The 26,515-nt window shown below is 64.7% G+C and carries 26 protein-coding genes and 1 pseudogene; 16 read left to right on the top strand and 11 right to left on the bottom strand.

All coding sequences use genetic code 11. The features are described from left to right. Positions 1-31: 31 nt before the first annotated feature. The 4 genes and pseudogenes from ACP2YO_RS35065 to ACP2YO_RS35050 all read left to right on the top strand — a co-directional run bounded on the left by ACP2YO_RS35065 (position 32) and on the right by ACP2YO_RS35050 (position 5,174). Positions 32-1,518 (top strand): annotated as a pseudogene (locus tag ACP2YO_RS35065) (cation:proton antiporter). A gap of 117 nt (positions 1,519-1,635) precedes the next feature. Continuing rightward, the gene (gene ribB, locus ACP2YO_RS35060; RefSeq protein ID WP_426435665.1) at positions 1,636-2,712 is read left to right on the top strand and encodes a 3,4-dihydroxy-2-butanone-4-phosphate synthase; all 1,077 of its coding nucleotides are present in this window, start codon (positions 1,636-1,638) and stop codon (positions 2,710-2,712) included. 190 nt (positions 2,713-2,902) lie between these two features. After that, complete coding sequence (locus ACP2YO_RS35055; RefSeq protein WP_426435664.1) at positions 2,903-4,117, top strand: acyl-CoA dehydrogenase; 1,215 nt, start codon at positions 2,903-2,905, stop codon at positions 4,115-4,117. A 130-nt stretch (positions 4,118-4,247) separates the two neighbouring features. Continuing rightward, the gene (locus ACP2YO_RS35050; RefSeq protein ID WP_426435663.1) at positions 4,248-5,174 is read left to right on the top strand and encodes an MBL fold metallo-hydrolase; all 927 of its coding nucleotides are present in this window, start codon (positions 4,248-4,250) and stop codon (positions 5,172-5,174) included. Between the two features lie 65 nt (positions 5,175-5,239). On the opposite strand, the gene ACP2YO_RS35045 is transcribed toward ACP2YO_RS35050, so the two are convergent. Then, positions 5,240-6,094, bottom strand: a complete 855-nt coding sequence (locus ACP2YO_RS35045; RefSeq protein WP_426435662.1) for a DUF1499 domain-containing protein — start codon at positions 6,092-6,094, stop codon at positions 5,240-5,242. Between the two features lie 302 nt (positions 6,095-6,396). Beyond that, on the bottom strand, positions 6,397-8,025 hold the full coding sequence (locus tag ACP2YO_RS35040; RefSeq protein ID WP_426435661.1) for a fatty-acid--CoA ligase: 1,629 nt from the start codon (positions 8,023-8,025) through the stop codon (positions 6,397-6,399). A 76-nt stretch (positions 8,026-8,101) separates the two neighbouring features. On the opposite strand from ACP2YO_RS35040, the gene ACP2YO_RS35035 reads away from it, so the two are divergent. Then, positions 8,102-9,265 (top strand): extensin family protein, encoded by a 1,164-nt coding sequence (locus ACP2YO_RS35035; protein WP_426435660.1) that lies wholly within the window; start codon positions 8,102-8,104, stop codon positions 9,263-9,265. A gap of 23 nt (positions 9,266-9,288) precedes the next feature. Here ACP2YO_RS35035 and ACP2YO_RS35030 read toward each other — a convergent pair whose 3' ends face one another. Further along, complete coding sequence (locus tag ACP2YO_RS35030) at positions 9,289-9,981, bottom strand: L,D-transpeptidase (RefSeq protein ID WP_426435659.1); 693 nt, start codon at positions 9,979-9,981, stop codon at positions 9,289-9,291. Positions 9,982-10,328: 347 nt separating this feature from the next. Between ACP2YO_RS35030 and ACP2YO_RS35025 the strand changes: the two genes are divergently transcribed. Beyond that, positions 10,329-11,306 carry a magnesium transporter CorA family protein gene (locus ACP2YO_RS35025; RefSeq protein ID WP_426435658.1) on the top strand — a complete coding sequence of 326 codons (978 nt, stop codon included), beginning with the start codon at positions 10,329-10,331 and terminating at the stop codon, positions 11,304-11,306. A 215-nt stretch (positions 11,307-11,521) separates the two neighbouring features. Continuing rightward, entirely contained in the window at positions 11,522-11,743 is a 222-nt protein-coding gene (locus tag ACP2YO_RS35020) for a hypothetical protein (protein WP_426435657.1), read from the top strand. 111 nt (positions 11,744-11,854) lie between these two features. Here ACP2YO_RS35020 and ACP2YO_RS35015 read toward each other — a convergent pair whose 3' ends face one another. Further along, positions 11,855-12,607, bottom strand: coding sequence for an SDR family NAD(P)-dependent oxidoreductase (locus ACP2YO_RS35015; RefSeq protein ID WP_426435656.1), 753 nt, complete (start codon positions 12,605-12,607; stop codon positions 11,855-11,857). Between the two features lie 114 nt (positions 12,608-12,721). After that, on the bottom strand, positions 12,722-13,363 hold the full coding sequence (pdxH, locus tag ACP2YO_RS35010) for a pyridoxamine 5'-phosphate oxidase (RefSeq protein WP_426435655.1): 642 nt from the start codon (positions 13,361-13,363) through the stop codon (positions 12,722-12,724). 108 nt (positions 13,364-13,471) lie between these two features. Between pdxH and ACP2YO_RS35005 the strand changes: the two genes are divergently transcribed. After that, complete coding sequence (locus ACP2YO_RS35005; protein ID WP_426435654.1) at positions 13,472-13,879, top strand: RT0821/Lpp0805 family surface protein; 408 nt, start codon at positions 13,472-13,474, stop codon at positions 13,877-13,879. 140 nt (positions 13,880-14,019) lie between these two features. Then, positions 14,020-14,976 (top strand): DnaJ C-terminal domain-containing protein, encoded by a 957-nt coding sequence (locus ACP2YO_RS35000; protein ID WP_426435653.1) that lies wholly within the window; start codon positions 14,020-14,022, stop codon positions 14,974-14,976. Between the two features lie 375 nt (positions 14,977-15,351). Here ACP2YO_RS35000 and ACP2YO_RS34995 read toward each other — a convergent pair whose 3' ends face one another. After that, positions 15,352-16,116 carry an anti-sigma factor family protein gene (locus ACP2YO_RS34995; RefSeq protein ID WP_426435652.1) on the bottom strand — a complete coding sequence of 255 codons (765 nt, stop codon included), beginning with the start codon at positions 16,114-16,116 and terminating at the stop codon, positions 15,352-15,354. Positions 16,117-16,188: 72 nt separating this feature from the next. Beyond that, positions 16,189-16,677 (bottom strand): sigma-70 family RNA polymerase sigma factor, encoded by a 489-nt coding sequence (locus ACP2YO_RS34990; protein ID WP_426435651.1) that lies wholly within the window; start codon positions 16,675-16,677, stop codon positions 16,189-16,191. A gap of 183 nt (positions 16,678-16,860) precedes the next feature. On the opposite strand from ACP2YO_RS34990, the gene fabI reads away from it, so the two are divergent. From fabI to ACP2YO_RS34965, 5 genes are all read left to right on the top strand, one after another. Continuing rightward, positions 16,861-17,679 (top strand): enoyl-ACP reductase FabI, encoded by an 819-nt coding sequence (gene fabI, locus ACP2YO_RS34985; protein WP_426435650.1) that lies wholly within the window; start codon positions 16,861-16,863, stop codon positions 17,677-17,679. A 12-nt stretch (positions 17,680-17,691) separates the two neighbouring features. Further along, positions 17,692-18,291 (top strand): histidine phosphatase family protein, encoded by a 600-nt coding sequence (locus tag ACP2YO_RS34980; RefSeq protein WP_426435649.1) that lies wholly within the window; start codon positions 17,692-17,694, stop codon positions 18,289-18,291. Positions 18,292-18,473: 182 nt separating this feature from the next. Next, a complete protein-coding gene (aroC, locus tag ACP2YO_RS34975; RefSeq protein ID WP_426435648.1) occupies positions 18,474-19,562 on the top strand; it encodes a chorismate synthase in 1,089 nt (362 codons plus the stop codon). Positions 19,563-19,610: 48 nt separating this feature from the next. Next, the gene (locus ACP2YO_RS34970) at positions 19,611-20,804 is read left to right on the top strand and encodes an adenylate/guanylate cyclase domain-containing protein (protein ID WP_426435647.1); all 1,194 of its coding nucleotides are present in this window, start codon (positions 19,611-19,613) and stop codon (positions 20,802-20,804) included. Positions 20,805-20,827: 23 nt separating this feature from the next. Continuing rightward, a complete protein-coding gene (locus ACP2YO_RS34965; RefSeq protein ID WP_426435646.1) occupies positions 20,828-21,715 on the top strand; it encodes a DMT family transporter in 888 nt (295 codons plus the stop codon). A 7-nt stretch (positions 21,716-21,722) separates the two neighbouring features. Here the strand turns inward: ACP2YO_RS34965 and clpS are convergent, their stop codons facing one another. Beyond that, the gene (clpS, locus tag ACP2YO_RS34960) at positions 21,723-22,028 is read right to left on the bottom strand and encodes an ATP-dependent Clp protease adapter ClpS (protein WP_426435645.1); all 306 of its coding nucleotides are present in this window, start codon (positions 22,026-22,028) and stop codon (positions 21,723-21,725) included. A gap of 328 nt (positions 22,029-22,356) precedes the next feature. Between clpS and ACP2YO_RS34955 the strand changes: the two genes are divergently transcribed. Together ACP2YO_RS34955 and ACP2YO_RS34950 are read left to right on the top strand one after the other, a co-directional pair. After that, a complete protein-coding gene (locus ACP2YO_RS34955) occupies positions 22,357-23,208 on the top strand; it encodes a DUF1194 domain-containing protein (protein ID WP_426435644.1) in 852 nt (283 codons plus the stop codon). Between the two features lie 57 nt (positions 23,209-23,265). After that, the gene (locus ACP2YO_RS34950; protein ID WP_426435643.1) at positions 23,266-23,820 is read left to right on the top strand and encodes an REP-associated tyrosine transposase; all 555 of its coding nucleotides are present in this window, start codon (positions 23,266-23,268) and stop codon (positions 23,818-23,820) included. 127 nt (positions 23,821-23,947) lie between these two features. Here ACP2YO_RS34950 and ACP2YO_RS34945 read toward each other — a convergent pair whose 3' ends face one another. Genes ACP2YO_RS34945 through ACP2YO_RS34935 form a run of 3 tightly spaced genes read right to left on the bottom strand, consistent with a single transcriptional unit; the run spans position 23,948 to position 26,500 of the window. Next, positions 23,948-25,186, bottom strand: a complete 1,239-nt coding sequence (locus ACP2YO_RS34945; protein WP_426435642.1) for a class I SAM-dependent RNA methyltransferase — start codon at positions 25,184-25,186, stop codon at positions 23,948-23,950. Beyond that, positions 25,179-25,934 carry a TlyA family RNA methyltransferase gene (locus tag ACP2YO_RS34940; protein ID WP_426435641.1) on the bottom strand — a complete coding sequence of 252 codons (756 nt, stop codon included), beginning with the start codon at positions 25,932-25,934 and terminating at the stop codon, positions 25,179-25,181. The genes ACP2YO_RS34945 and ACP2YO_RS34940 overlap by 8 nt, the downstream gene beginning before the upstream one ends. Then, positions 25,931-26,500, bottom strand: a complete 570-nt coding sequence (locus ACP2YO_RS34935; protein ID WP_426435640.1) for a nucleoside 2-deoxyribosyltransferase — start codon at positions 26,498-26,500, stop codon at positions 25,931-25,933. Before ACP2YO_RS34935 ends, ACP2YO_RS34940 begins: the two co-directional genes overlap by 4 nt. Between the last annotated feature and the right edge of the window lie 15 nt (positions 26,501-26,515).

The raw sequence follows: 26,515 nt of genomic DNA, 5'->3' as shown, positions 1-26,515 counted from the left end.
CCTTGGTCGCGGCCACAGGAAGTCTTGACGCATGCACGAACTCATTGGCGATATCACGCTCTGTATTCTGTTTGCCTGGGGGCTCGGGCTGTTGGCCCATTTCTCCCGGCAGCCGCTGATCCTCGCCTACCTTATCGCCGGCTTTTTCATTGGTCCATTCGGCATGGGATGGGTCAAGTCCCAGGAGTCGATCAGCGTCATCTCCGAGCTTGGCCTGATCTTCATGCTGTTCATGATCGGGCTGGAGATCGACCTGAAGAAGATCGTTCGTGCCGGCAAGGTGATCCTGTTCGCCGGCGCCGGCCAGCTTTTGGGCGGCTGTCTCGCCGGCATCCTGTTCTTTGCGGGAATCGGGCTTGCGATCGGCGGCGGCAAGTTCGATGCACTCTATCTCTGCATCGCCTGCGCGCTGTCCTCGACCGTCATCATCGTCAAGGTGCTCTACGAGAAGCGTGAGCTGGATACGCTGCCGGGCCGGATCACGCTCGGCGTGCTGGTATTGCAGGACATCTTCGCGATCCTGTTCCTCGCGGTGCAGCCGAGCCTCGACAATCTGCAGATCAGCGTCGTGCTGCTGTCGATCGGCCGCGTCGCCGTGCTGGTCGCGACGGCACTGGTGTTGAGCCGCTATGTGCTGCCAAAACTGTTCCACCAGATCGCGCGCCGGCCCGAGCTGGTACTGCTCGGCGCGCTCGCCTGGTGTTTCCTGATCGGCGAGATCGCCGAACGGCTGCATTTGTCGCGCGAGATGGGCTCGCTGGTCGCCGGCGTCTCGCTGTCGACCTTCCCCTATGCGCTCGACGTCACCGCGAAGGTCACGACGCTCAGGGATTTCTTCATCACCCTCTTCTTCGTCGCGCTCGGCATGACGATCCCGATTCCCGGCCTCTCGGTGATCGGGCTAGCGCTTGTCATCGCGGCGTTCACGGTGGCGAGCCGCCTGGTGACGACGTTCGCGCCACTCTATCTGATGAAGCAGGGCCTGCGCGCCAGCCTGCTGCCGGCGATCAATTTGGCACAAATCTCCGAATTCTCGCTGGTGGTGATCCAGACCGGGATCGCGGCCAACCACATCGCGACTGAGACGGCGAATGCGGCTTCGTTCGCCTTCGTGGTGCTGGCGGTGCTCTCGACCTTCGTGATGGGCCGCAGCGATCAGGTCGTCCGCGGCCTGATCGGTCCCCTAAAGCGGATCGGGCTGCGCGATCTCGACCATGCCCAGGACGGCGAGGGTGCGGAAGAGGGCGGCCACGGCGAGATCAGGCGCATCCCGACAATCAAAAGCTGGTGCGCCGTGTCCGCAATTTGAACCCGTCCGCGAAGATCGTCGCGACCGCGGACCTGTTGGCCGATGTCGACGATCTCTACACCGCCGGCGCCAACTGCGTGACGGTGACCCGGATCAGCGACGCCGGCGAACTCTATGCCGTGATCGAGGCCGCCGACGCCGGCCTGCTCGACGACAAGCGCGCCGAGATGGACGTCCAGCTCGGCGACCGGCGCGAAGTGCTGCCGTAGGCCGTCGGTGGCCTTCTGGTATGCCTGCCCAACGCATGGCGGGTTGCATAATGATACTGGCGCGGGGTTCGGAACCCGGCTAATCCACTGCCTGCAATTCAACGAGATGTCAGGACAATGGCCGATACGATCCAGGAAGTGCTGCAAGCCTTTGCAATGGGCGAACTCGTTGTCGTCACCGACGATGACGACCGGGAAGGCGAGGGCGACCTGATCGTCGCGGCGTCGTTCTGTACGGCGGAGAAGATGGCCTTCATCATCCGCCACACCTCCGGCATCGTCTGTGCGCCGATCACGACCGAGGACGCGCGGCGGCTGCGGCTCGATCCGATGGTGGCGCATAACGAGTCCAACCACACCACGGCCTTCACCGTCTCGATCGACTACAAGCCCGACGGCGGCACCGGCATTTCGGCCGAGGAGCGCGCCTCCTGTTGCCGCGCGCTGGCCAATCCCAACGCCGGCGCCAACGATTTTGCGCGCCCGGGCCACATCTTCCCGCTGATCGCGCGCGACGGTGGCGTGCTGTTGCGCTCGGGCCATACCGAGGCTGCGGTCGACCTGTGCAGGCTCTCCGGCCTGCCGCCGGTCGGCGTCATCAGCGAGCTGATGAACGACGACGGCACCGTGATGAAGGGCGAGCAGGTCGCGAAATTCGCCGCCGCCCACAAGCTCAAGCACGTCACGATCGCTGACATGATCGCCTATCGCCAGGCCCGCGAGAAGCTGATCGAGCGCGTCGCGACCTTCACCACCGAAAGCCCGATCGGGCCGCTGCAGGGTTATGCCTACCGCTCACCGTTCGACGAGATCATGCACGCAGCTTTCGTCTACAACGGCATCGGCGACGGCAAGAGCGTGCTGACGCGGCTGCACAAGCCCAACATCGTGAAGGACCTGTTCACCGGCCCGGCGCGGATGGAAGCCGTGTTGCGGCAGTTCAAGCTCGCAGGGCGTGGCGTGCTGGTGTATTTGCGCGATGGCGCCGCCGGTGTTCCGGTCCAGCCGGTCGGCGAACAAAAGAGCGCGGAAGCCGACCGCAACAAGCAATGGCGCGAAGTCGGCGTCGGCGCGCAGATCCTCAGGGATCTCGGCGTCACCTCGATCCGCCATCTGACTTCGTCGGTGCACGACTACAAAGGTCTGTCCGGTTTCGGCATCGAGATCGTGTGTAACGAGAAATTCGACGGCTGACGCACGTCATTCCGGGGCGATGCGTGGCATCGAACCTCAGGGGCGCGATTGCGCCCCGGGGAATCTCGAGATTCCGGGTTCGCGCTATCGCACGCCCCGGAATGACGATGATCCCAATTCAATTGCGCTTCGCAGCCTAGCGCTTTAACTTATCCGCCAATTTCCGAGACACGATGCGAAAGGAAGTTTCATGAGCGTGCGCCCCCAGGCCAAGGACAAACCGGTTGCGGCCAGCTTCCAGTGGGATGATCCGTTCCTGCTTGACGATCAGTTGACCGAAGACGAGCGCCTGATCCGCGACACCGCGCGGGCCTATGCGCAGGACAAGCTGTTGCCGCGGGTCACCAAGGCCTATCTCGACGAGAAGACCGACCGCGAGATCTTCAACGAGATGGGCGAACTCGGCCTGATCGGCGTCACGCTGCCTGAGGAATATGGCTGCGCCCATGCGAGCTACGTGGCCTATGGCCTCGTGGCGCGCGAGATCGAGCGCGTCGATAGTGGCTATCGCTCGATGAACTCGGTGCAGACCTCGCTGGTGATGTATCCGATCTACGCCTATGGCGACGAGACGCAGCGCAAGACATACCTGCCCAAGCTTGCGACCGGCGAGTGGGTCGGTTGCTTCGGCCTGACCGAGCCGGATGCCGGTTCCGATCCAGGCGGCATGAAGACCCGCGCCGAGAAGGTGGCCGACGGCTACAGGCTCAACGGCAGCAAGATGTGGATCTCGAATGCGCCGATCGCCGACGTCTTCGTGGTCTGGGCCAAATCGGCGGCGCATGACAACCAGATCCGCGGCTTCATCCTCGAGAAGGGCGTGAAGGGCCTGTCGGCCCCGAAGATCGACGGCAAGCTCTCGCTCCGAGCCTCGATCACCGGCGAGATTGTGATGGACAATGTGGTGGTGCCGGAAAGCGCACTGCTGCCCAACGTCTCCGGTCTCAAGGGTCCGTTCGGCTGCCTCAACCGCGCCCGCTACGGCATCTCCTGGGGCGCGCTGGGCGCCGCTGAAGACTGCATGCACCGCGCGCGGCAATACACGCTCGACCGCAAGCAGTTCAACCGGCCGCTCGCCGCCACCCAACTGGTGCAGAAGAAGCTCGCCGACATGGAGACCGAGATCGCGCTCGGCCTGCAAGCTTCACTCCGCGTCGGCCGCCTGATGGACGAGGGCAAGATGGCCCCGGAGATGATCTCGATCGTCAAACGCAACAATTGCGGCAAGGCGCTCGACATCGCCCGCATGGCGCGCGATATGCACGGCGGCAACGGCATCCAGATTGAGTATCACGTGATGCGCCACGCCGCGAACCTGGAAACCGTGAACACCTACGAGGGTACCCACGACGTCCACGCCCTGATCCTCGGCCGCGCCATCACCGGCATCCAGGCGTTTTCGTAAACATTCACCGTCATTCCGGGGCGATGCGCCAGCATCGAACTATGGTGCGCAATTGCGCATCTGAGAATCTCGAGATTCCGGGTTCAGCCCTGGCGGGCTGCCCCGGAATGACGTCGGAGTAACAATTCAAATGGTCGACAACGACGACATCCCGTTCAACCGCGATTTCCCGCTCAAGCCCGGCGTGGTCGAGGAAGTGCGCCCCGGCGTGCGCCGCGTCCTCTGCAACAATCCGAGCCCGTTCACCTTCACCGGCACGGTCAGCTATATCGTAGGCCAGGGCAAGGTCGCGATCATCGATCCCGGTCCGGACGACGAGGCGCACGCAAAGGCGCTGCTCGACGCGGTCAGGGGCGAGACCGTGACGCATATCCTGGTCACCCACACCCATCGCGACCATTCGCCGAACACGCCGCGGATCAAGGCTGCGACCGGCGCGCCTGTTTATGCCGAGGGACCGCACCGTGCCTCGCGTCCGCGCTTCGAGAGCGAGAAGCACAATCCGGAATCCGGTGCCGATCGCGACTTCCGTCCCGATGTGCAGGTCAAGCACGGCGACATCATCCAGGGCGCAGGCTTCGCGCTGGAGGCGGTCGCTACCCCCGGCCACACCGCCAATCATCTGGCGTTCGCCTGGGGCGAGCGCAGCATCAATTTCGTCGGCGACCATGTGATGGGCTGGTCGACCTCGATCGTGGCGCCGCCCGACGGCTCGATGATCGACTACATGGCCTCGCTGGAACGGCTGGAGGGGCGGCCCGAGCAACTATACTTCTCGGGCCATGGTCCGGAGATTCCGGAAGGCCCGCGCTATGTCCGCTTCCTAACGCGTCATCGCCGGGCGCGCGAAGCCTCGATCCTGCATCGGCTGGCCAAGGGCGAGGCCGACATCCCGACCATGGTGCGCGCGATCTATATCGGGCTCGATCCGCGGCTCGCCAATGCCGCCGGCTATTCCGTGCTGGCGCATCTGGAGGATCTGGTTGCGCGCGGGGTCGTGGCGACGGACAGCGATCCGGTGATCGGCGGGACCTATCGGCTGGCGAATGGCGAATAGGGAGTAGCGAATGGGAGAGGGGACGAGGCTCTCTTCCCTACTCGCTATTCGCCAATCACCATTCGCTATTTCTTTACCGTCTTCGCCGCCGCCTTCGGGGCGGCCGGCGGTTTCTTCGGCGCAGGCTTGGCGTCGCCATTGTCGATCGCGGTGTTGATATCGTCGATCAGTCTCTTCACGCGTGCGGCATTGCTGCCGAGATCGGCGTCGAAGTAACGCGAGGCGGAGCGGATATCGACCCGCGAGTCTTCGCCATCGGCGGTGACCCGTATGGAAACGTCCTCGCGGAAACCCATGATCGGCGTGCGCGCCACCGCCTCGATCCGGCCGATGCTGCGTGGCGGCTGTGGCGCGCGCTCGTCGATGACCAGCCATTTGCGGCGGTTGACCAGCCGCAGCGTCACCTCGAATGCGCGGTTGACCGGAGCTTCGAGCTCGACGGTCTCGATATCAGGGTAGGCGAGGCGCTGCTGCTCGGCCGAATAGAGGCCGGCATAGGCCGCCGGATTGGTGCCTTCCCCGGTGCGCAACCGCGCCAGCGCCTCGAACCTCGGCGGGTCGATCGGATCGGTCGTGATGTCGTAGATCCGCGGCAGCTTGCGGTACTGATAGGTGAGGTAGGCAGGGTAGGCGAGCACGGAGGCGTCGATCAGGAAGGCGAGCAGGATCCGGCCCATGCCGCGGGTGCCGTTCTGCCAGATCGCGGCAAAGGCGGCGAGGCCGACCAGGATCGACAGGCCGGCGCAACCCAGCGCGCCGAAGAACGTCATCACCGCCGGCTTCACCTCGAGGAAGCCGAACCGGACGATGATGATCGAGACCAGCACCGCGACGACGGAGAAGATGGCGAGATTGCGCGACCAGGTGGCGAGACCGGACACGGGCTCCTGCTGGTAGGGAGCGGAAAACCTGCGCGCCATCGTCGGGAAGTCTGCCGGTTGCTGTTCCGCCGGGCGGACCGGCTCCAAAGGCCGTGTGAGACCACGGACCTGCGGCAAATTCAAGGGATTTGGGAGCTATGCGCTTGGGCCTCCTCCCTTCTCCCCTTGTGGGAGAAGGTGGCCAAAGGCGGCCTCTGGCCGCCGTTTCTTCGAAGAGACGCCGACGCGTTGCGTCGGCTATGCGCAGTCCGCGACGGATGAGGGGTCCCTATCCGCGGAGAGAACCCCTCACCCGCCTCGCTTCGCTCGTAACCCTCTTCCACAAGAGGAGAGGGTTACAACTACGCCGCGGCGGGCGGGAAGCTGTAGTCCTTGAACTGGTCGCGCAGCGCGGTCTTGAGGATCTTGCCGGTTGCGGTGTGTGGAATGCCGTCGACGAAGGCGACGTCGTCGGGCATCCACCATTTCGCGATCTTGCCGTCCATGTACTTCAGGATGTCCTCGCGCGAGGCGCTCTCGCCCTGCTTGAGCTGCACGATCAAGAGCGGCCGCTCATCCCATTTGGGATGATGGACGCCGATCACGGCGGCTTCCGCGACCGCCGGATGGCCGACCGCAAGGTTCTCAAGATCGATCGAGGAGATCCACTCGCCGCCTGACTTGATCACGTCTTTGGAGCGGTCGGTGATCCGCATATAGCCGTGCTCGTCCATCGTCGAGACGTCGCCGGTGTCGAAAAAGCCTTCCTCGTCGAGGATGTTGGCATCGACCCGGAAATAGGCTTTTGCGATCGCCGGCCCGGAGACCTTCAGCCGCCCGAAGGTCTTGCCGTCCCATGGCAGCTCCTTGCCGGCATCGTCGGTGATCTTCATCTCCACGCCGTAGGGCGGATAGCCCTGGGTCTGCAGGATGTCGAGCCGTTCCTCGCCGGCGCGTTGGTCGAACGGCGGCTTCAGCGTGGCCAGCGTGCCGAGCGGGCTCATCTCGGTCATGCCCCACGCGTGGCGCACCTGGCTGCCCATGTCGAGGAACGCCTTGATCATCGAACGCGGCATCGCCGAGCCGCCGCATATCACCATCTGCAGAGCCGGCAGCTTGAGATTGTTGGCGGCCATGTATTGCAGCAGCATCAGCCAGACCGTCGGCACCCCCGCGGTGTGGGTGACCTTCTCGGTCGACAGCAGCTCGTAGACCGAGGCGCCATCGAGCTTCGGGCCGGGCATCACGAGCTTGGTGCCCATCGACGGCGCCGAGAAGGCGATGCCCCAGCTGTTGGCATGGAACAACGGCACCACCGGAAGCATTGTATCGGCGGCGGAGGTGCCGAGCGCATCCTTCGAGTTCGCCATCAGCGCGTGCAACACGTTGGATCGGTGCGAATAGAGCACCCCCTTGGGGTCGCCCGTCGTGCCTGACGTGTAGCACATCGCCGCCGCCGTGTTCTCGTCGAAGGTCTCCCACTGGAATTTGCCGTCGGATGCCGCGATCCAGTCCTCATAGGCGACCGCGTTCTTCAGCGTCGTCTCCGGCATATGCGCCTTGTCGGTCAGCACCACGTAGCGTTCGACGCTCGGCAACTGGCCTGCGATCTTCTCCAGCACCGGAACAAACGTGAGGTCGGTGATGACAATGCGATCCTGGGCGTGGTTGACGATCCAGGCGATCTGTTCCGGGAACAGGCGCGGATTGACGGTATGGCAGATCGCACCGATCCCCATGACGCCGTACCAGACCTCGAGGTGGCGCCAGGTATTCCAGGCGACGGTGGCGACGCGGTCGCCTAGCTTGATGCCGTCGCGTTCCAGACTCTGCGAGACTTTCAGTGCACGGGCATGGATTTCGGCGTAGTTGGTGCGATGAATCGGACCTTCGACCGACCGCGTCACGACCTCCTGCGTGCCGTGATATTTCGCTGCATGCTCAATAATCTTGTGACACAGCAACGGCCAGTCTTGCATCAAGCCAAGCATACGCACATCCCTCCTCGATCCTCGCGCATGATCCACCGGCGTCTTGGGCGGCCGGCAGTGAAATCATGGAATTGACATGAACTGTAGCGCGGAGAAAGCAAGCCGAAAATGGGCTGATGACGCGTTTCGCTGCGGGGGCACCGCAATGGTTACCGCTGCCGTGGCGCTGCTCTGGCTTGGCATGCAAGCCGGGCCGGCGGAGGCGGCGCGACGGCCGGTCAGCTTCCCCTGGGATGACCTGTTCGGCGGCGGGCGGCCCAGGCCGCGCGCGATCGCGCGCCGCGCAGCGGTGCCGCTACCCAAGCCGCGCCCACCCGAGGCGCCGGCGGCGGAGCCCCAACAGCCCGCGGCCGGGCAGCAGCCTCCAGCAGCGCCGGCCGAGGCGGCCAGGCCTGCCGTCGAGGCACCCAGGCCTGCCGTCGAGGCACCCAGGCCTGCCGCCGAGGCACCCAAGCCGGCCGAATCCGCGGCGCCTGCCGCACCTCAGCTCTCGGCCTGCCGGCAGGCGCTGACCGAGGAGATCGCGATCGCGCCCAGCATTCCCGACATCCATGGCCCCGGCGGCTGCGGCGGTGAGGATTTGGTGCGGCTGGAAGCGATCGTGCTGCCGGGCAGGCAGAAGGTCGCCGTGAAGCCCGCGGCGATCCTCCGCTGCAAGATGGCGACCGCGATCGCCGACTGGGTCCGTACCGACATCGCCCCGCTTGCGCAGAGCCTCGGCGGCGGGATCAGCACTCTCGACAATTTCGACTCTTTCGAATGCCGCGGCCGCAACCGTGTCACCGGCGCGCCGCTCTCCGAGCATGGCCGCGCCAATGCGCTCGACGTGCGCGCCATCGGCCTTGCCAACGGCAAGTCGATCTCATTGACCGACCGCAATGTGCCGCGCGATCTGCGCGAGACCGTGCTGCATTCGGTCTGCGCGCGGTTCTCCACCGTGCTCGGCCCGGGCTCGGACTGGTACCACGAGGACCACATCCATCTCGACCTGATGGAACGGCGCAACAATTACCGGATCTGCCAGTGGAACGTGTACGACCCGCTGCCGCAGGTCGCGCCGCTGTTGCCGGCCGAACGCCCGGAAGAGGCGCCGCCGCGCGAGGTCGCCGACAAATCCGACGCGGCCAAGCCCAATGAAGGCAAGCCCGATGCGGCCAAGGTTGAGGAGCCCGCGCCTGACGCTGCGACGCAGACCACGCCGCCGCCAACAAAAAAGCGCCGGCAAAGCCGGCGCCTTTGATCTCATTCAGATCTCTTGGCGGATCAGTAGGTCGTGGCGCTGCCGCCGGTGTTGGCGCCGCCGCCCTGCAATGCCATCTGCGAATTGTACGGCGAGTCGCCGTGCTTCGGCTCCAGCACCACGACGACGGTACCGATCTTGACGCGGTTATAGAGGTCGATGGCATCCACGTTAGTCATCCGGATGCAGCCCGAGGAGATCGACGCGCCGATATATTCCGGCTGGTTGGTGCCGTGGATGCGGAACAGGGTGTCCTTGCCGTTCGCGTACAAGTACATTGCGCGCGAGCCCATCGGGTTATCCGGGCCGGGTGCCACAAAGGTCGGTACGCCGAGGCGGGAGATTTCGCCGGCGGTCGGATGCCAGGCCGGCCACTCGGTCATGCTGCCGACCTTGGCGATGCCGGACCAAGCCATGGCTTCCTCGCCGACGGTGATGCCGTAGCGGATCGCCTTGCCGTCATTCAGCACGTAATAGAGATAGTGGTTGTCCGAATCGACCACGATCGATCCCGGGGCTTCCTTGCGGTGATAGTCTACGATGGCGCGACGAAACGGCTCGGCAACCGGCGTCTGGACGAAGCTGGCCTTGGCGAGCAACTCCTTGTCGTGCGGCTTGAAGTTCGAGGTGTTGGTTGCCTCATAGGTCGTGGCCTGCATGCAGCCCGACAACATCAGGCCGGCGGCCAGGATCCCCAAGGTAATTTTGAGCGACATGATACGGTCCAATCGAAAATCCGCGCCTCAAAGCGCCATTATTGCGCCCCAAACGCCACGATTCCATTAATGCCATTATCGCCGAAACCTCCCATCATTCCCAGCGTTTAGATGCCCCTCCCGCGTTGCGAGACGTCGTCTGTGGCTTTTTTGCCGCAAGTTTTCTGGCGCGGGGCGGATTTTTGTGCAAACAGGCAACGGTTGTCGAATCCACGCCACGTCGCCGCCGCCTGGCCGCCACAAATATGGACGCCCGGTTAATGCACCGGTCATGAAGCGCTTGCCAGAATCGGGCTAAGCCCCAAAGGCCCGTCTCCCCGCCTTCCCGCCGTTTCCCGGAGTTCCTTATGCTGTCGGTGTTCGTCCCCTCCGATGTCTCACTCAAGAAGGCCGCCACGGCCGATTTGGCGGCGCTGCCCGAGAGCGCGGTCTGGGTCGATCTGGTGAAACCGACCATGGAGGAGGACCATGCGGTCGAGAAGCTGGCAGGGATTGCGGTTCCGACCCGGGAGGACATGCAGGAGATCGAGATTTCCAGCCGCCTCTATCTCGAGAACGGCGCGCGCTACATGACGGCTACGCTGATGTGTCAATCCGACACCGACATGCCACGCACCACCGCCGTCACCTTCATCCTGTCGGGGCATCGCCTGGTGACGGTGCGCTACGACCTGCCCAAGCCTTTCGCGCTGGTCGAGAACAAGCTGGCACGCGCCTGCGCGCCCGGCATCACCGGCGAGATGGTGCTGATGGAATTGCTGGATGCGGTGATCGACCGTTGCGCCGACATTCTGGAGCGCTGCGGCGCCGATATCGACCAGGTTTCTCATGACATCTTCGAGCCCGAGAGCGAACGCCACGGCAACGCCAAGCGCTATTCGCAGATCCTGATCTCGATCGGACGCAAGGGCGACCTGACCTCGAAGGTTCGCGAAAGCCTGGTGTCGATCGGCCGCGTCGTCACCTTTCTTTCCGCGGTGGTGGAGGGCGTCAAATGGTCAAAGGACATGCGTGAGCAGCTCAAGACCATGCAGCGCGACGTCGCCTCGCTGACCGACCACGCCTCCTATCTCTCCAGCAAGATCACCTTCGTGCTCGATGCCATGCTCGGCGTCGTCAATCTCGAGCAGAACAACATCATCAAGCTGTTCTCGGTAATGGCTGTGGTGTTGATGCCGCCGACGCTGATCGCCTCGATCTACGGCATGAACTTCAAGGTGATGCCGGAACTCGAATGGGCGCACGGCTATCCGCTGGCGCTGGTCATGATGCTGGCTGCGGCGATCGTGCCGTACTGGATCTTCAAGTGGAAGAAATGGCTGTAGATAGCGTTTTCGAGCGAAGTGGATGCCGGTTCGCGCGAATAAAACGCGGCAAACAAGAATCCGGGGCTCTGGACTGATTTGATCGGAACGGCGCGCGCGTCGCGTTTTGGGACGCGCCTTCTGCCTTATTTCCTCTGCTAAAATTTGAGCGTTGCGCTGAACGTTTGGGCGAAACTTGTCTGCGATAACGCCCGCCTCGAAGCCGGAGGACAGCAATGGTTGAGAAAATCATAACGCCACGGCGTAACGTCATTGACTTTGCGCGCTATCAACAGGACCGCGCGGGGGGCAGGGTGCAGGCGATCTCGCCGGGGCTCTGTCGCTACTGTGGCGCTGCGTTGCTCGATGGTGAGAACGAAGACGAATGCTCCAGCGCGTTGAACGACATCGCGCTGCAGCCGCTTGAGAAGAAGCCCCGCAGGTTCTACGCGGACTAGAGGCAGAAGCCTGGTTGCCTCATTGCATCCGCAATCGAAGCAATCTCCTGAATTGCGGCCGCGGCGGCGGCCGGCAACTCCCTTCCCAGAAATGACCAGCCCATCCAGCGCCTAGACGTGCTGACCACCGTTAATGTGGATTTCCGCACCGTTCACGTAAGAGCTGGTTTCCGTACACAGAACGTAGATGATCTTCGCAACTTCGTCCGGCGTGCCGAGGCGATGCATCGGGATCTGCTGCTCGACGATCTTCTCAGTGCCGGGCGACAGGATCGCGGTATCTATCTCGCCCGGCGCGATCGAATTGACGCGGACGCCGACGCGGCCGAAGTCGGATGCCATTTCCCGCGTGAGGGAAGCAAGTGCCGCCTTCGAGGTCGCATAAGCAACGCCGGCGAACGGATGCACGCGCGAGCCCGCGATCGAGGTGACGTTCACCACCGCGCCCTTGGCGTGCTTGAGCTCATCGATCAGCCCGCGGGCCAGCATGATCGGCGCGAAGAAGTTGACGCGGAACACATGCAGCCAGGTGTCGATATCGGTGTCCATGGTGCCGAGCCGCGCGCCGCCTTGGCCCTTCGGCGAGATCGCCGCGTTGTTGACGAGCGCATGCAGCTCGTCGTTCACCAGCCGCTTGCGGATTTCGGCGATCGCGCGAACCGTGTCGTCATGGTCGCCGAAATCGACCTCGATATGATCTTCCGGTCCCGCGCCCCACGGGCAGATTTCCGGAAAGGCATGCCGCGAGCAGGTGATGACGCGCCAGCCGGCGGATGAAAACCGGATCGCGGTGGCGTGACCGATGCCGCGGCTGGCGCCGGTGAGCAGCAAGGTACGGCGCGGCGCGTTGGAAGGAGGGGACATCGGCGGTTGCTTTCGTTCGTCGTCATGCCCGGCCTTGTGCCGGGCATCCACGTCTTCGACGCACTGAAGATCAAGACGTGGATGGCCGGGTCAAGCCCGGCCATGAAATCAGTTTTAGGGATAGAGCCGCACCTTGGACCAGTCCTGGCCGGTGCGGTCGCGGCGGAATTCGATGCGGTCGTGCAGGCGGTAGGGGCGATCGTGCCAGAACTCGAAGCGCGAGGGGGTGATGCGCCAGCCGCTCCAGCCCGGCGGGCGCGGCACCTCGCCGATGATGTGTTTCGCCGTGACCTTGGCGATCGCCTGCTCGAAGGCAAACCGGCTTTCGAGCGGCTGCGACTGCTTGCTGGCCCAGGCGCCGATCTGCGCCTGTTTCGGCCGGGTGGCGAAATAGTTGTCGGCCTCGGCCTCAGTCACCGGTGTGACGGCGCCGCGGATACGGACCTGCCGGCGCAGCGATTTCCAGTGAAACAGTAAAGCCGCCTTAGGATTTGCGGCCAATTCGCGGCCCTTGGCGCTCGCAATGTGGCTGTAGAAGACGAAGCCGTCGCCGTCGTAGCCCTTCATCAGCACCATCCGAACGTCGGGCAGGCCGTCGGCATCGACGGTGGCGAGCGCCATCGCATTCGGATCGTTCGGTTCGGACTTGACCGCCTCCGCAAACCATTCACCGAACAGCGCAAACGGCTCCGCTGCGGCGGTAAAATCACCCGATGTTAACGGTGCCGGGTGTTTGATGGAGGTCGTGTCGGTCATGTCAGGGGTCCCGATTTGCATCTGCCCGCGTCCCAGAACGCGTTATCAGCCCTATATAGGACATGGGGGCGCGTTGGCCTATCGGCGATCCGCCCCGCGGGCGCGGCGGTGACATTGATTCTAATTGGCGTGGGTGCAAGCGGCTGCAGCCTGTCGCGCAGCGATGCTTTCGCCAGGATGGACGACAAGGATGTGACGGGCTCGATCAGCCCGACCATGGTGAACGCACAGATGCCGACCGAGGGCGATCTCGCCTTCGCCCGCAACGCCGCCTCCGACGTTCTCACCAAGGGTGACAAGGATGCGAGCCAGCCCTGGGAGAACCCCGAGACCGGTGCGCGCGGCTCGGTGACGCCGCTGGCCGAAGCCTATTCGGGCGAGGACGGCCAGTCCTGCCGGGACTTCCTTGCCAGCTACGTCAATGGAACCACCGAGACCTGGCTGCAGGGCGCCGCTTGCAAGGGTGGACGGGGACGGTGGGAAATTCGTAGTTTGACGCCGTGGAGAAAATCCTGAGCGGCCGGCACCGGCGTTTGCGAGCGATTTGCGACGCCGGGACCAGTTGCAAAAATGCCACTGAGCCCCCACATAAAGGCGAACTGGGGCCATGTGGGTTCCGAGTTCAGGACTGTTTTTCCCTAAAGGAGACGTGACGGATGCGCGACCCCTATGAGGTCTTGGGGGTGCAGCGGAGCGCCAGCGCTGCGACGATCAAGAGCGCCTATCGCAAGCTCGCCAAGAAGCATCATCCCGACGCCAACAACAACGACCCGAAAGCGGCTGCCCGCTTTGCGGAGCTCAATACCGCCAACGAGATCATCGGCGACGAGGACAAGCGCAAGCAGTTCGACCGCGGCGAGATCGATGGCGATGGCAAGCCGCGCTTCCAGGGTTTCCCCGGCGGCGGCACGGCTGGCCGGGCTGGTCCTGGTGGATTCGAGACCCACACGTTCCGCACCGGTCCGGGCGGCGCCATGGGTGGCGGCGGCTTCGAGGACATTCTCAACAGCATGTTCGGCAACGCCGGCCGTGGGGGTGCCCGTGCGGGACGAGCCAGCCCGTTCGAATTCGACGGCGGCGGGGTCGGGGTCGACCTCGACCTTTCCGTCGCCATGACGGTTACGCTGGAGGAGTCGGTCAGCGGCGGCGAGAAGCGCGTCCGGCTGCCGACGGGGCGCGAACTCAACGTCAAGATTCCGGCAGGCGTCACCGCCGGCCAGCAGATCCGGCTGAAGGGACAGGGCGAAACCGCGCCCGGTCATTCACCGGGCGATCTCCTGATCACGATCTCGATCGCGCCGCATCCGTTCTTCAAGGTCGACGGCAACGATCTCAGGATCGATCTGCCCGTGACGCTCTATGAGGCCGTGCTCGGCGGCAAGGTCCGTGTGCCGACGCTTGGCAGCGCAGTCGAGCTGTCGATCCCGAAAAACACCTCGAGCGGCCGCACCTTTCGCCTCAAGGGCAAGGGTCTGCCGAAGGCAGGCGTTTCAGGCGATCTCTACGTGACCACCCGCATCATCCTTCCCGATGGGAACGATGCCGACCTTGAGGCATTGATGCAAACGTGGCGCGATAAACACCCCTACAATCCGCGCAGCGACCTCGGTTAACCGCCGACGACGCGCATCAGATGCGAAACTGACCTGCCCCGGAGTCTGCCGGGGTAGACAGCGGGCATTGAGAGCGCGTCAAAGGATGACAGGCGGCCCGGTTCGATTCTGCGGCGAGCAATCGGCCCGACGGAAGAAGAAGTGCGGCCTCGAGAGGGGGACCAGCGCGGTACCAAACCCCAATCGAGGCCGCGTGCGCCGATCGGCGGATCGGGCGCTAATCATCTTCGCGTGAGCATCCGGTGCGATATTGAGACGCGCCAATGACGCGATTCGAAGTTTTCAATGTCGGAATTGGGACGTTGAGTGAGGCTGGATTCACTCACCGCAATTGCGTGCGTCCGCGAGGGGTGAACTTCCGTAGAATTACGGGCATCATCCGCCGCTCTTCTCCATCTGGTCGTAGACCGCCTGCGCGACCTGCGTCAGTCGTCCGCGGTCGCTGCCGCCTGAGACCACATAGGCGACGCCGCGGTCGGCCCAGAACAGCGCGCCATCGCCGCCCTGGAGCGAGTAGCGCATCTGGGTGGCCTCGGTCTTGGCCTTCGCGGTGTAGACCGTGAAGCGTTCGCCGGACGTGCTCTCATACATCAGGAACGATGCCGGCCCGCTCGGTCCGGGCAGCAGGCGGCCGCCGACCAGCTTCAGCCCGGCCAGCTCCGGCGCCCGGACATCCCAGCCGCAGCGCTTGGTCAGCCATTGTTGCAGATGGTCACGTTCGCTGCCGGGCACTTCCACGGGATGGCGGACCTCGACCACGTAGAGACGATGCGCATCGAGCGCATCGAGCGTGAAGCTCTGGAAGGTCGACGGCGTAGCGGCCGCGCCGCGGGCGACCCAGCCGACACCGCCGCCGGCGATAAAGGCGGCGAGCGTTGCCGCGATCGCGCCGTAGACCCAGCGCCGCGGCTGGCGCATCAGCCGCTCAAGCTCGAGCCGCTTCGGCACGGCCTCGTCGAGCACCGAGTCGTAGCGCTCGTGCAGCGCATCCGCCATCGCGCGCCACGACTGCACCCGTGCCGCGTCGTCGGGATGCGCCGCAAGCCACGCCTCGACGTCGCCGCGGCGTTCGGCCGGCAGCTCGTTGTCGACAAAGGCATGAAGCTCGTCTTCGGTGACGGGGATGTTGGGGTTGGTCATTTCAGTCGTCTCTGCCAAATCCTGTTCAGATATCGTTCATGCATAACGCTCGCCACGCACCTTATCGTTTCGTCATTTCACCCGCCTGAGCGCCGGACGCTCGCCGTCCAGCGACGCCCTGACATGGGCGCGGGCGCGGGCGAGGCGCGACATCACGGTGCCGATCGGCACGCCCTGGATGTCGGCGACCTCGCGGTAGCTCATGCCCTCCAGCATCACCAGCAGCAGCACCGAACGCTGCTCCTCCACCAGCGTCGACAGCGCGCGCGCGATATCGCGCCCCTCCGCCTCCGTGCCGCTGGCATCGGCATTGTTGTCGAGCAGCGGCATCAATGGTGGCCGCCGCGCGAGCGAACGCCGGCGGTTCTTGTTCAAATTGGTCAGGATCGTATAGAGCCAGCTCCTGACGTCGCCGCCGAGAAACAGCCGCTCCGAGCGCAGCGCGCGCACCAGCGTATCCTGCACCAGATCGTCGGCGATGTCGGCGTCGCGCGTGAGCGCGCGGGCGTAGCGACGGAGCGCCGGGATCATGGCTTCGACACTTTGACGAAACGCGGTCATGCATACCCGTCTTCGATGGTCTCGGCGACAACCGCCTTGCCCAACATAACACCCAAATTGCGTGACTATTCCGGCTGCGCGGACTTGCGCACCCGGAGTTATCAGCGGCCAATTTAGGCTGTACCCGGCCAAAGTGCTGGTGTACCTCCAGACCGGAAAAATTCGAAGCGTGATGGGAAACCCATGTCGCAGATTTCAGGGCTGATGCAGGGCAAGCGCGGCGTGATCCTGGGCGTCGCCAACAACCGTTCGATCGCCTGGGGCATCGCCAAGGCATGCCACGCGGCCGGCGCCGAGGTCGCCCTGACCTGGCAGGGCGATGCGCTGAGGAAGCGGGTCGAGCCGCTGGCCAAGGAGATCGACGCGCTCCTGCTCGGCCATTGCGACGTCACCGATGCCGCGACCATCGATGCCGCGTTCGACGCCCTGAAGGCGCAATGGGGCAAGATCGACTTCGTCGTGCACGCGATCGCCTTCTCCGACAAGGACGAGCTCGACGGCCGCTATATCGACACCTCGGAGCCGAATTTCTCGAAGAGCATGCTGATCTCCTGCTATTCGCTGACCGCGATCGCCCAGCGCGCCGAGCGACTGATGACCGACGGCGGCTCGATCCTGACGCTGACCTATTACGGCGCCGAGAAGTGGATGCCGCATTACAACGTGATGGGCGTGGCGAAGGCGGCACTCGAGGCCAGCGTGCGCTATCTCGCCGCCGATCTCGGCGAGAAGAACATCCGCGTCAACGCGATCTCCGCCGGACCGATCAAGACGCTGGCATTTGCCGGCATCGCCGACTCCCGCTACCTGCTGAAATGGACCGAGCTGCACGCGCCGATGCGCCGCAACGTGACCATCGAGGAGGTCGGCGACAGCGGAATGTACTTCCTCTCTGATCTGTCGCGTGGCGTCACCGGCGAGGTACATCACGTCGATTCCGGCTACCACGTCGTCGGCATGAAACGGCTCGACGCGCCGGATGTCACGCTCGCAAAGGACTAGCCCGCCAGAGCCATGCCGGTGCCGACAATCTATTACATCCGCCACGGCGAGACATCGTGGAACGCAGAAGGCAGGCTTCAGGGCGCGCAGGACATTGCCCTGAACGATCTCGGCCGCCGGCAGGCGGCCGATGCCGGGCGCATCCTCGCCGATCTGCTCGCGCGCGACGGCCGCGATACCGCTGCACTGCCGTTCGTCGCAAGCCCGCTGATTCGGGCGCGTGCGACCATGGAGCTGGTGCGCGCCGAGCTCGGCCTGCCGCTGGGCGACTATGCGCTCGATAGTCGGCTGCGCGAGATCGGCTACGGCGTGTGGGAGGGCTCGACGCTGAAGGAAGCGCAAGCCGCCGACCCCGCGCTCTATGCGCGGCGCCAGGTCGAGAAATGGACGGTGTCGGCGCCCGGCGGCGAGAGCTATGTCGACGTTCAGGCGCGGATGACCGACTGGTACGGCTCGGTGACCTCAGCCACGGTCACGGTTGCCCATGGCGGCACCGCGCGGGCGCTGATGGTGGCACTCGGCTTCGAGACCCCCGCCAGCGCCGCGGACCTCTTCATCGAGCAAGGAGCGGTCTACGTGTTCGCTGAGGGCGGCTTGCGGAAGTATAGTTAAGAGGCGCGCAGCTCTCACCACGTCATGGCCGGCTTGACCCGGCCATCCACGCGCCGCACACGGCAAGAAAGCCGTGGATGCCCGGGGCATAGGCGAGCGGAAGCGACGCCGTCCTTCGGACGGCTATGCCCAGGCATGACGAACCTGTTTGACGCTACCGATCCTGCGAGATACCACACACCATGTCCTTCAACACCTTCGGCCACATGTTCCGCGTCACGACCTTCGGCGAGAGCCACGGGGTTGCGATCGGCTGCGTGGTCGATGGCTGCCCGCCGCTGATCCCGCTCAGCGTGGAGGAGATCCAGCGCGATCTCGATCGCCGCCGTCCCGGCCAGTCGCGCTTCACCACCCAGCGCCAGGAGGCGGATGAGGTGAAGATCCTGTCCGGCGTGATGGCGCATCCGGAGACCGGCGTTCAGGTGACGACGGGCACACCGATCGCGCTGTTGATCGAGAACACAGATCAACGCTCCAAGGACTATTCCGAGATCAAGGACAAGTTCCGCCCCGGCCACGCCGACTTCACCTATGAGGCGAAATACGGCCTGCGCGACTATCGCGGCGGCGGCCGTTCCTCGGCGCGCGAAACCGCGACCCGCGTCGCCGCCGGCGCGATCGCGCGCAAGGTCCTGCCCGACGTGAAGGTGCGCGGCGCGCTGGTGCAGATCGGACCGCACAAGATCGACCGCGCGAAGTGGGACTGGAATGAGATCGCGAACAATCCGTTCTTCTGCCCCGACAAGGACAAGGCGGCGTTCTTCGAAACCTATCTCGACGGCATCAGGAAGAGCGGCTCCTCGATCGGGGCTGTCATCGAGGTCGTCGCCGAGGGCGTGCCGGCCGGGCTCGGGGCGCCGATCTATGCCAAGCTCGACGGCGACCTCGCCGCGGCGATGATGAGCATCAATGCGGTGAAGGGCGTCGAGATCGGCGCGGGATTCGGCGCCGCCGAACTCTCGGGCGAAGAGAATGCCGACGAAATGAGGACCGGCAATGACGGCACGCGGTTTCTGTCCAACAACGCCGGCGGCGTTCTCGGCGGCATCTCGACCGGCCAACCGGTGGTGGTGCGGTTCGCGGTCAAGCCGACATCCTCGATCCTGACCTCGCAACGCACGGTGGACCGCAAGGGCGCCGACACCGACATCCTGACCAAGGGCCGCCACGACCCCTGCGTCGGCATCCGGGCGGTGCCGGTCGGCGAGGCCATGATGGCCTGCGTGCTGGCCGATCATTTTCTGCGCGATCGCGGGCAGACCGGGCGCTGATCGCCTATATACTGATCGCGAGATCAGGTGCTCGCCAGCGGAGCTGCCATGAACGCGTCGGAGCTACGGGACATCATCGCGTGGATGATCGACGGCGCGCGGTCGGCCCCGACCCCGCCGCAGATGATGGCGGAGTGCTGCGAACGGCTGGCGCGGGCCGGCCTGCCGCTGTGGCGCGTCGGCGTCTTCGTCCGCACGCTGCATCCCGAGATCTTCGGTCGGCATTTCCTCTGGAAGCCCGGCGCCGAGGTCGAGGTCGGTACTGTCGATCACAACATTCAGGACTCCCCGGAGTTTGCCGCCAGCCCATTGTCGATCGTGTTCAAGCAGGGGCTCGAGGTAAGGGCGCGGCTCGACGATCCCGCCAGCGCACGGTTTCCCATCATCGAGGATCTGCGCGCCGAAGGCGTCACCGACTATATCGCGCTGCCGCTGGTCTACACCGACGGCTTCGTCAACGCTTCGAGCTGGACCACCAGGCAGCCCGGCGGCTTTACCGAGGAGCAGTTGAACGCGATCCGGTCGATCACCGTTCCGCTGGCGCGCTACATCGAGATCGTTACGCTTCGCCGCACCGCGACGCTATTGCTCGACACCTATGTGGGCAACCGCGCCGGCGAAAAGATTCTCGGCGGCCAGATCAGGCGCGGCCATGCCGATACGATGGATGCCGCGATCTGGCTGTCGGACCTGCGCGGCTTCACCGCCTTGTCAGACCGCCTTCCGTCCGAGACCGTGGTGGAGATCCTCAACCTCTATTTCGACTGTCAGGTGCAGGCGATCCGCGCTAATGGCGGCGAGGTGCTGAAATTCATGGGCGACGGCCTGCTCGCGGTGTTTCCGGTCGACGAGTATGTCGGTGACGAGGCGCAGGTCTGCTCCCGCGTGCTGGAGGCTGCGCGCGAATCCCGTGCCGGTGTCGCAGCATTGCAGTTTCCCAATGGCGATGACGTCGAGCGCTTCCGCTTCGGCGTCGCGCTGCATCTCGGCCGCGTGCTCTACGGAAATATCGGTGGCGGCAACCGGCTCGACTTCACCTGCATCGGGCCCGCGGTCAATCTCGCCGCGCGGCTGGAGAAGATCGCGAGCCGCCTCGGCCGCACCGTCGTCGCCTCCGAACGTTTCGCCGGCATTTGCGACGGCGGCTGGAGCGATCTCGGCGAGTTCCCGGTCGCCGGCTTCTCGAAGGCCGCGCGGGTCTATGGCCTGCACGACGATGCGCCGCACGCGGCTTCTACCTAGAGCAAACAAAAAGGCGGCGTGACGTGTCCGACATCGCCGCCCAGCATCGCGCCGGTGTTGCACTGATCGTTGCGGCGGCAGTGGCATGGAGCACCGCGGCGTTCTTCACCCGGCTGCTTCACTTCGATTCCTGGACCATCCTGTTCTGGCGCGGGCTGTTCGGCGGCGGCGCGATCGCGTTGGTCCTGGTCGTCATGCAAGGCGGCTGCGGCGTACGCGATCTCGTCGCGATGCGCCCCAGCGGATGGCTGGTGGCCGGCCTTTCGACCGTCGGCATGGTGACGTTCATTCCGGCCTTGCAACTCACCAGTGTCGCCAATGTCGCGATCATCATCGCCGTCCAGCCGTTTGCTGCTGCCGCGATCGCCTGGATATGGCTTCGGGAGGCGGTGCAGCGGAGGACGCTGTTGGCCAGCGTTGCGGCGTTCACAGGCGTAGTCGTCACCGTCAGCGGCGCCGGCGGCATCGCTGACTACAGGGGCATCGGTCTTGCCTGCGTGATGATGCTGGCGCTTTCGGTCATGACGGTCGCCATTCGCAGGCACAGGGACACCTCGATGGTCGCGGCAGCGGCACTATCGAATTTTCTGGGCAGCGCGGTCAGCATTCCCTTTGCGCAGGGGCTCGGCTCGGTCACGGCGCCAGACCTCGGCGTGCTCGCCATGTTCGGGTTCTGCCAGGTTGGATTGGGCCTCACGCTGTTTACGCTGGGCTCCCGGTTGTTGCCATCAGGACAGGCGTCGCTCGTCGCCACCCTCGAAACACCACTGATGCCCTTCTGGGTGTGGTTGGCGTTTGCCGAGGTGCCGTCGGTCCGCGCGCTCGTCGGAGGCGCGCTGGTGATGGGAGCCGTTGTCGCCGACATCGCGGCGGAGCGGCGCGCTCAACTTGCGCAGCCGGCGGAACGGTAATCGCCGGCTACTCCTCCGGCTCGGTGGTGAACAGCAGCGGATATCCCTTGGCGCGGCCGGCGTCGGTCGCGCGCGTCGCCTTGGTCTCGGCGATGTCCCTGGCGAACACGGCGACCACGCAGACGCCGCGCTGGTGCGCGACCAGCATCACCTTGTAGGCCTGATCGTCGGTCATGCGAAATTCCGCCTTCAGCACGGTGACGACGAATTCGCGCGGCGTGTAGTCGTCGTTGACGAGGATCACCTTGTGCAGGCGCGGTCGCTCGACCTTGGTCTTCGTCCTGGTTTTCGGCTTGACGACGGTATCGGGCATCGCCCGGCACCTCCCTCATGGTTGCACGCGTAAAGATAATACCTTCCGGCCTTCGTTGGAACCGGCCGATTTGCACGGGCTCATTGCGGCGACGGCACGGCGTGCGACGCGATTGTCGCCCAAATCAAGGCGTGCCGTGCCTGAAGCCCGTTCCGATGGAATCGGAACAGGCTCCAGATTCTCTTCTTTTGACGCGTTTTCTTTACGCGAACCGGTGCCCACTTCGCTCGAAAACGCTCTGAACTGAATGTGAAGAGCAAACGATGTTCGTGCTTTTCGCCGCCTGATTTGCGTGTCACGATGACATTCGTACGACGGGAGGGCCGCGATGCGCTGGTATGTCTCGATCGGAGCGGTGCTTGTCGCGGGCATACTTGCCGGCGGCGATGTGGCCGGTGCTGCCGCGCCCGCGCCGGCAACACAGCCCGGCCAACGGCTGGTTGAAAAGGAGTCCACCCCGAGCGTCGATATCGAGTTGATCCTTGCGGTCGACGTCTCCTATTCGATGGACATGGACGAACTCGCGATCCAGCGCGAAGGCTACGCGCAGGCGATCGTCTCCAAGGAGTTCTTGCAGGCGCTGAAGGCCGGCCCGAACGGCAAGATCGCGATCACCTATTTCGAATGGGCCGCCTCCAACGATCAGAAGGTCATCATCCCCTGGCGGGTGATCGACGGCCCTGAATCCGCGGATGCCGTCTCGGCCGAGATCATGAAGACGCCGGTCCGCCGTGCCTCGCGTACCTCGATCTCGGGCGCGATCTATTTCGCGATGCCGCTGTTCGACGAGAATCCGTATCGCGGCCTGCGGCGCGTGATCGATATTTCCGGCGACGGGCCCAACAACAACGGGACACCGATCACGCCGGCGCGCGAAGCAGCGCTCGGGAAGGGCATCATCATCAACGGTCTTCCGATCATGGTGAAGGAGCCGTCCTACTCCACGATGGATATCGAAAATCTCGATTGGTACTACGAGGACTGCGTGATCGGCGGTCCGGGCTCTTTCGTCGTGACAATCAAGGACCGCGAGAAGTTCAAGGAGGCGATCCGCACCAAACTCCTGCTCGAAGTCGCCGGCCGCACCCCGGAACGGCCCGTCGTGCGGACCGCCGAGAAGGAGCCACGGGTCAATTGCTTGATCGGCGAGAAGATCTGGCAGGACAGGTGGGGAAGGTAATGGTGTCGTAGGATGGGTGGAGCGTAGCGATACCCATCAAACCGCGCCATGTGAAGCATGACCGATTACCGTCGCAACTTCATCGCGGGTGGCAGCTTCTTCTTCACCGTCAATCTGGCGAACCGACGGCAGCGGCTGTTGACGGATCACATCGATGAATTGCGGACCGCATTTCGGGAGACGCGGCGGGATCATCCGTTCACGATCGAGGCGATGGTCGTCCTGCCCGATCATCTGCATACGGTCTGGACAATGCCCGAGGCTGATCCGGATTTCTCCACGCGGTGGCGATTGGTCAAAACGGCATTCTCGCGCAGCTTGCCGGCCAGCGAACGAATCTCCGAGAGCCGCGCCGGCAAAGGCGAACGTGGGATCTGGCAACGACGCTACTGGGAGCACACGATTCGGGACCAGAGCGATTTCGCCCGTCACGTCGATTACATCCACATCAACCCGGTCAAACATGGCTACGTGACGCGGGTGGTGGATTGGCCGTATTCATCTTTTCACCGGATGGTGAAACTGGCGATTTATCCCGAGGACTGGGCCGGCGATCTCTCTGATCTCGGTGATGTGTTCGGCGAGCGTTCGCAGGGAAGCACAGCGAAGTGATGGGTATCGCTTCGCTCCACCATCCTACGGATCTCAGCATGTAGGATGGGTGGAGCGCAGCGATACCCATCAAACCGTGCCGCTGCGACGGCAATCGGCTTGTTGAGCTCTCATGCATCCCGCCTGCTCAGCGCGAAAACCGCGCCACCAGCTCGACATGCGCGGTGTGGCGGAACTGGTCGACCGGGGTGACGCCCTCGATTCGATAGCCGCCATCGATCAGGATCCGCGCGTCGCGCGCGAAGGTCGCGGCGTTGCAGGACACTGCGACGACGGTCGGCACCTTGCTGGCGGCGAGCTGCGTGACGACCGCTTGCGCGCCCTGCCGCGGCGGATCGAACACGATCGTGTCGTAGTCGCGCAATTCCTGCGGCATCAGCGGGCGGCGGAACAGGTCGCGTGCCTCCGCCTTGAGCGGCTTCAGGCCCTTGGTCGTGATCGCAGCCTTCTGCAGCGCCATGACGGCGGCGGCATCGCTGTCGAAAGCGGTCACGCGTGTGCGCGCGGCGAGCCGCAGCGCGAACGGCCCGACGCCGCAGAACAGGTCGGCGATGTGTCTGGCGCGCTTGCAGCGATCCTGCACCAGCGCGGCCAGGGTCTCTTCGCCGGCCGCGGTCGCTTGCAGGAACGAGCCGGGTGGCAGCGCAACCTGCGCAGCGCCGATGGTGACGATCGGAGGGGTGCGCATCAGCACGAGCTCGCCATGGCGCGTCAGCCGCGCCAGACGGTGCTGCTCGGCAATACGCGAGAGCGCCGTGATGACGGCGGTCGGCACCGGGCCGGAGCCGCGGACGTCCACGTCGAGGCCGCTGCCGGTCGCGGTGATCTGGATGTCGAGCGGCTTGTTGGTGGGTTTCAACGCCTCGGCAACCGCGCGCGCGGCGTCGAGCGCGCCGCGCAATCCCGGATCGAGGATCGGGCAATCCGCGATCGCAACGATCGCGTGGCTGCCTGCGGCGGCGAAGCCGATGCGCAGCTCGCCGTCGGTGCCGCGGCGGGCGTGAAGGGTGATGCGCCTGCGGCCGGCGCCATGTGCGTCGACGATGTCGGCGACCTCGCAAGCGATGCCGGCTTGCGCCAGCGTGTCGACCACGATCCGGCGCTTCCAGGCGCGATAGGCATCCGCCTGCCAGTGCTGGATCGCGCAGCCGCCGCACTGTCCGAAATAATCGCAGAACGGCGCGATCCGCTCCGGGCTCGCCTTGATGACACGGGCCAGCCGCAGCCGGTCGGGATCGTTATCGGCCGCCTCGACCTCGACGATCTCGCCGCCGAGCGTATAGGGTACGTAGACGCTGCGCCCGTTCACAACCGCAACGCCGTCGCCGCGGTGGCCGACATGATCGATGGTGACGGTTTCAGCCACGGCGCGCGCCGATGAAGAACTCGATATTGCCGTCGCCGCCCGATATCGAGGACGGGAACACCTGGATGTCGGTGCAGCCGAGCGAGGCGGCGAACGCGGCGATGTCGTCGCAGATCTCCTGATGCACCATCGCGTTGCGGATGATGCCGCGCTTGGAGTGTTTTCGTTGCGCCTCGAACTGCGGCTTGATCAGCGCGAGCAGTTGCATCGGCGCCGCCGCGAGCGACAGCGCCACCGGCAACACCGCCTTCAGCGAGATGAAGCTGACGTCGACCACGACGACATCGGGCCGCGCTGGCAGGCGCTTGCCTTCGAAGCTCCTGATGTCGGTCTCCTCCATCGAGACGATCTTCGCATGTCCCTGCAGCGAGGGATGCAACTGGCCGTGGCCGACATCGATCGAAAACACCAGGCTGGCGCCGTTGGCGAGCAGCACCTCGGTGAAGCCGCCGGTGGACGCGCCGACGTCGAGGCAGACATGGTCCTCGATCTCGATCGGATAGTGCTCGAGCGCACCGGCGAGCTTGACGCCGCCGCGTGAGACCCAAGGGTGCGCGGGCTCGGCGGAAAGCTGCGCGTTCACCGCGATGATCTCGGAGGCTTTCGCGACCTGTTTGCCGTCGGCGATCACGAGCCCGGCGTCGATCGCCGCGCGCGCCCGTGCCCGGCTCTCGAACAGGCCGCGTTCGACCAGCAGCACGTCGATGCGCTTGCCACCCGGCCCATCGCTGTCGTCATTGGCGGTCAATGGAAGCCCGACTGGTTTCGCGCGCGCTCAGCCGCAAGCCGGACGCAGGCCTCGAAGGGCGCGAGATCGTGCCAGATGTCCTCGGGCGCCTCTCTCGGCGTCACCAGCGGGGCGCCGTGCAATTCGAGCGCGTGTATCATCATCAGATTGTCCGGCAGTCCAAACTCTTCCACTGTCAGCCCGTCGGCGTCGATCAGGCGGCCGTCGGGTGCCGCCGTCACCCGATGCAGCCGCGCCACCCGATTGGCGTAGGACCCGGGATCGTTCGAGTAGGCAAGGCACAGCTTGCCGCATCCCGCCATGTAGCCGAGTTCATAGACCGTGCCTGCGTCGGCACTGGGGCCGCGAAACGGCGTCAAATTGGCGATGATGGCGTCGGCAGACTCCATCATCGCCTCGTTGCTCTTGAAGATGGTCAGTGACGCGCCGGCGGCGGCAGGTTGGACGGCATTATCGAGCGGATAAAGCCCGGTCAGGCCATGCAGCGCGCAGATCTCCGCCTTGCGGCGGCCGATCTCCACGGCATCCGGCAGGAACACGTCAGGACCTGCCAGATAGACGATCATGGACTTGCCGGCGCA

Origin of the sequence: Bradyrhizobium genosp. P, from assembly GCF_049949265.1 — a bacterium.
Classification (GTDB): domain Bacteria; phylum Pseudomonadota; class Alphaproteobacteria; order Rhizobiales; family Xanthobacteraceae; genus Bradyrhizobium.
The sequence above is the reverse complement of the archived record's forward strand: the minus strand, read 5'-3'. Positions and strand labels throughout refer to the sequence as shown.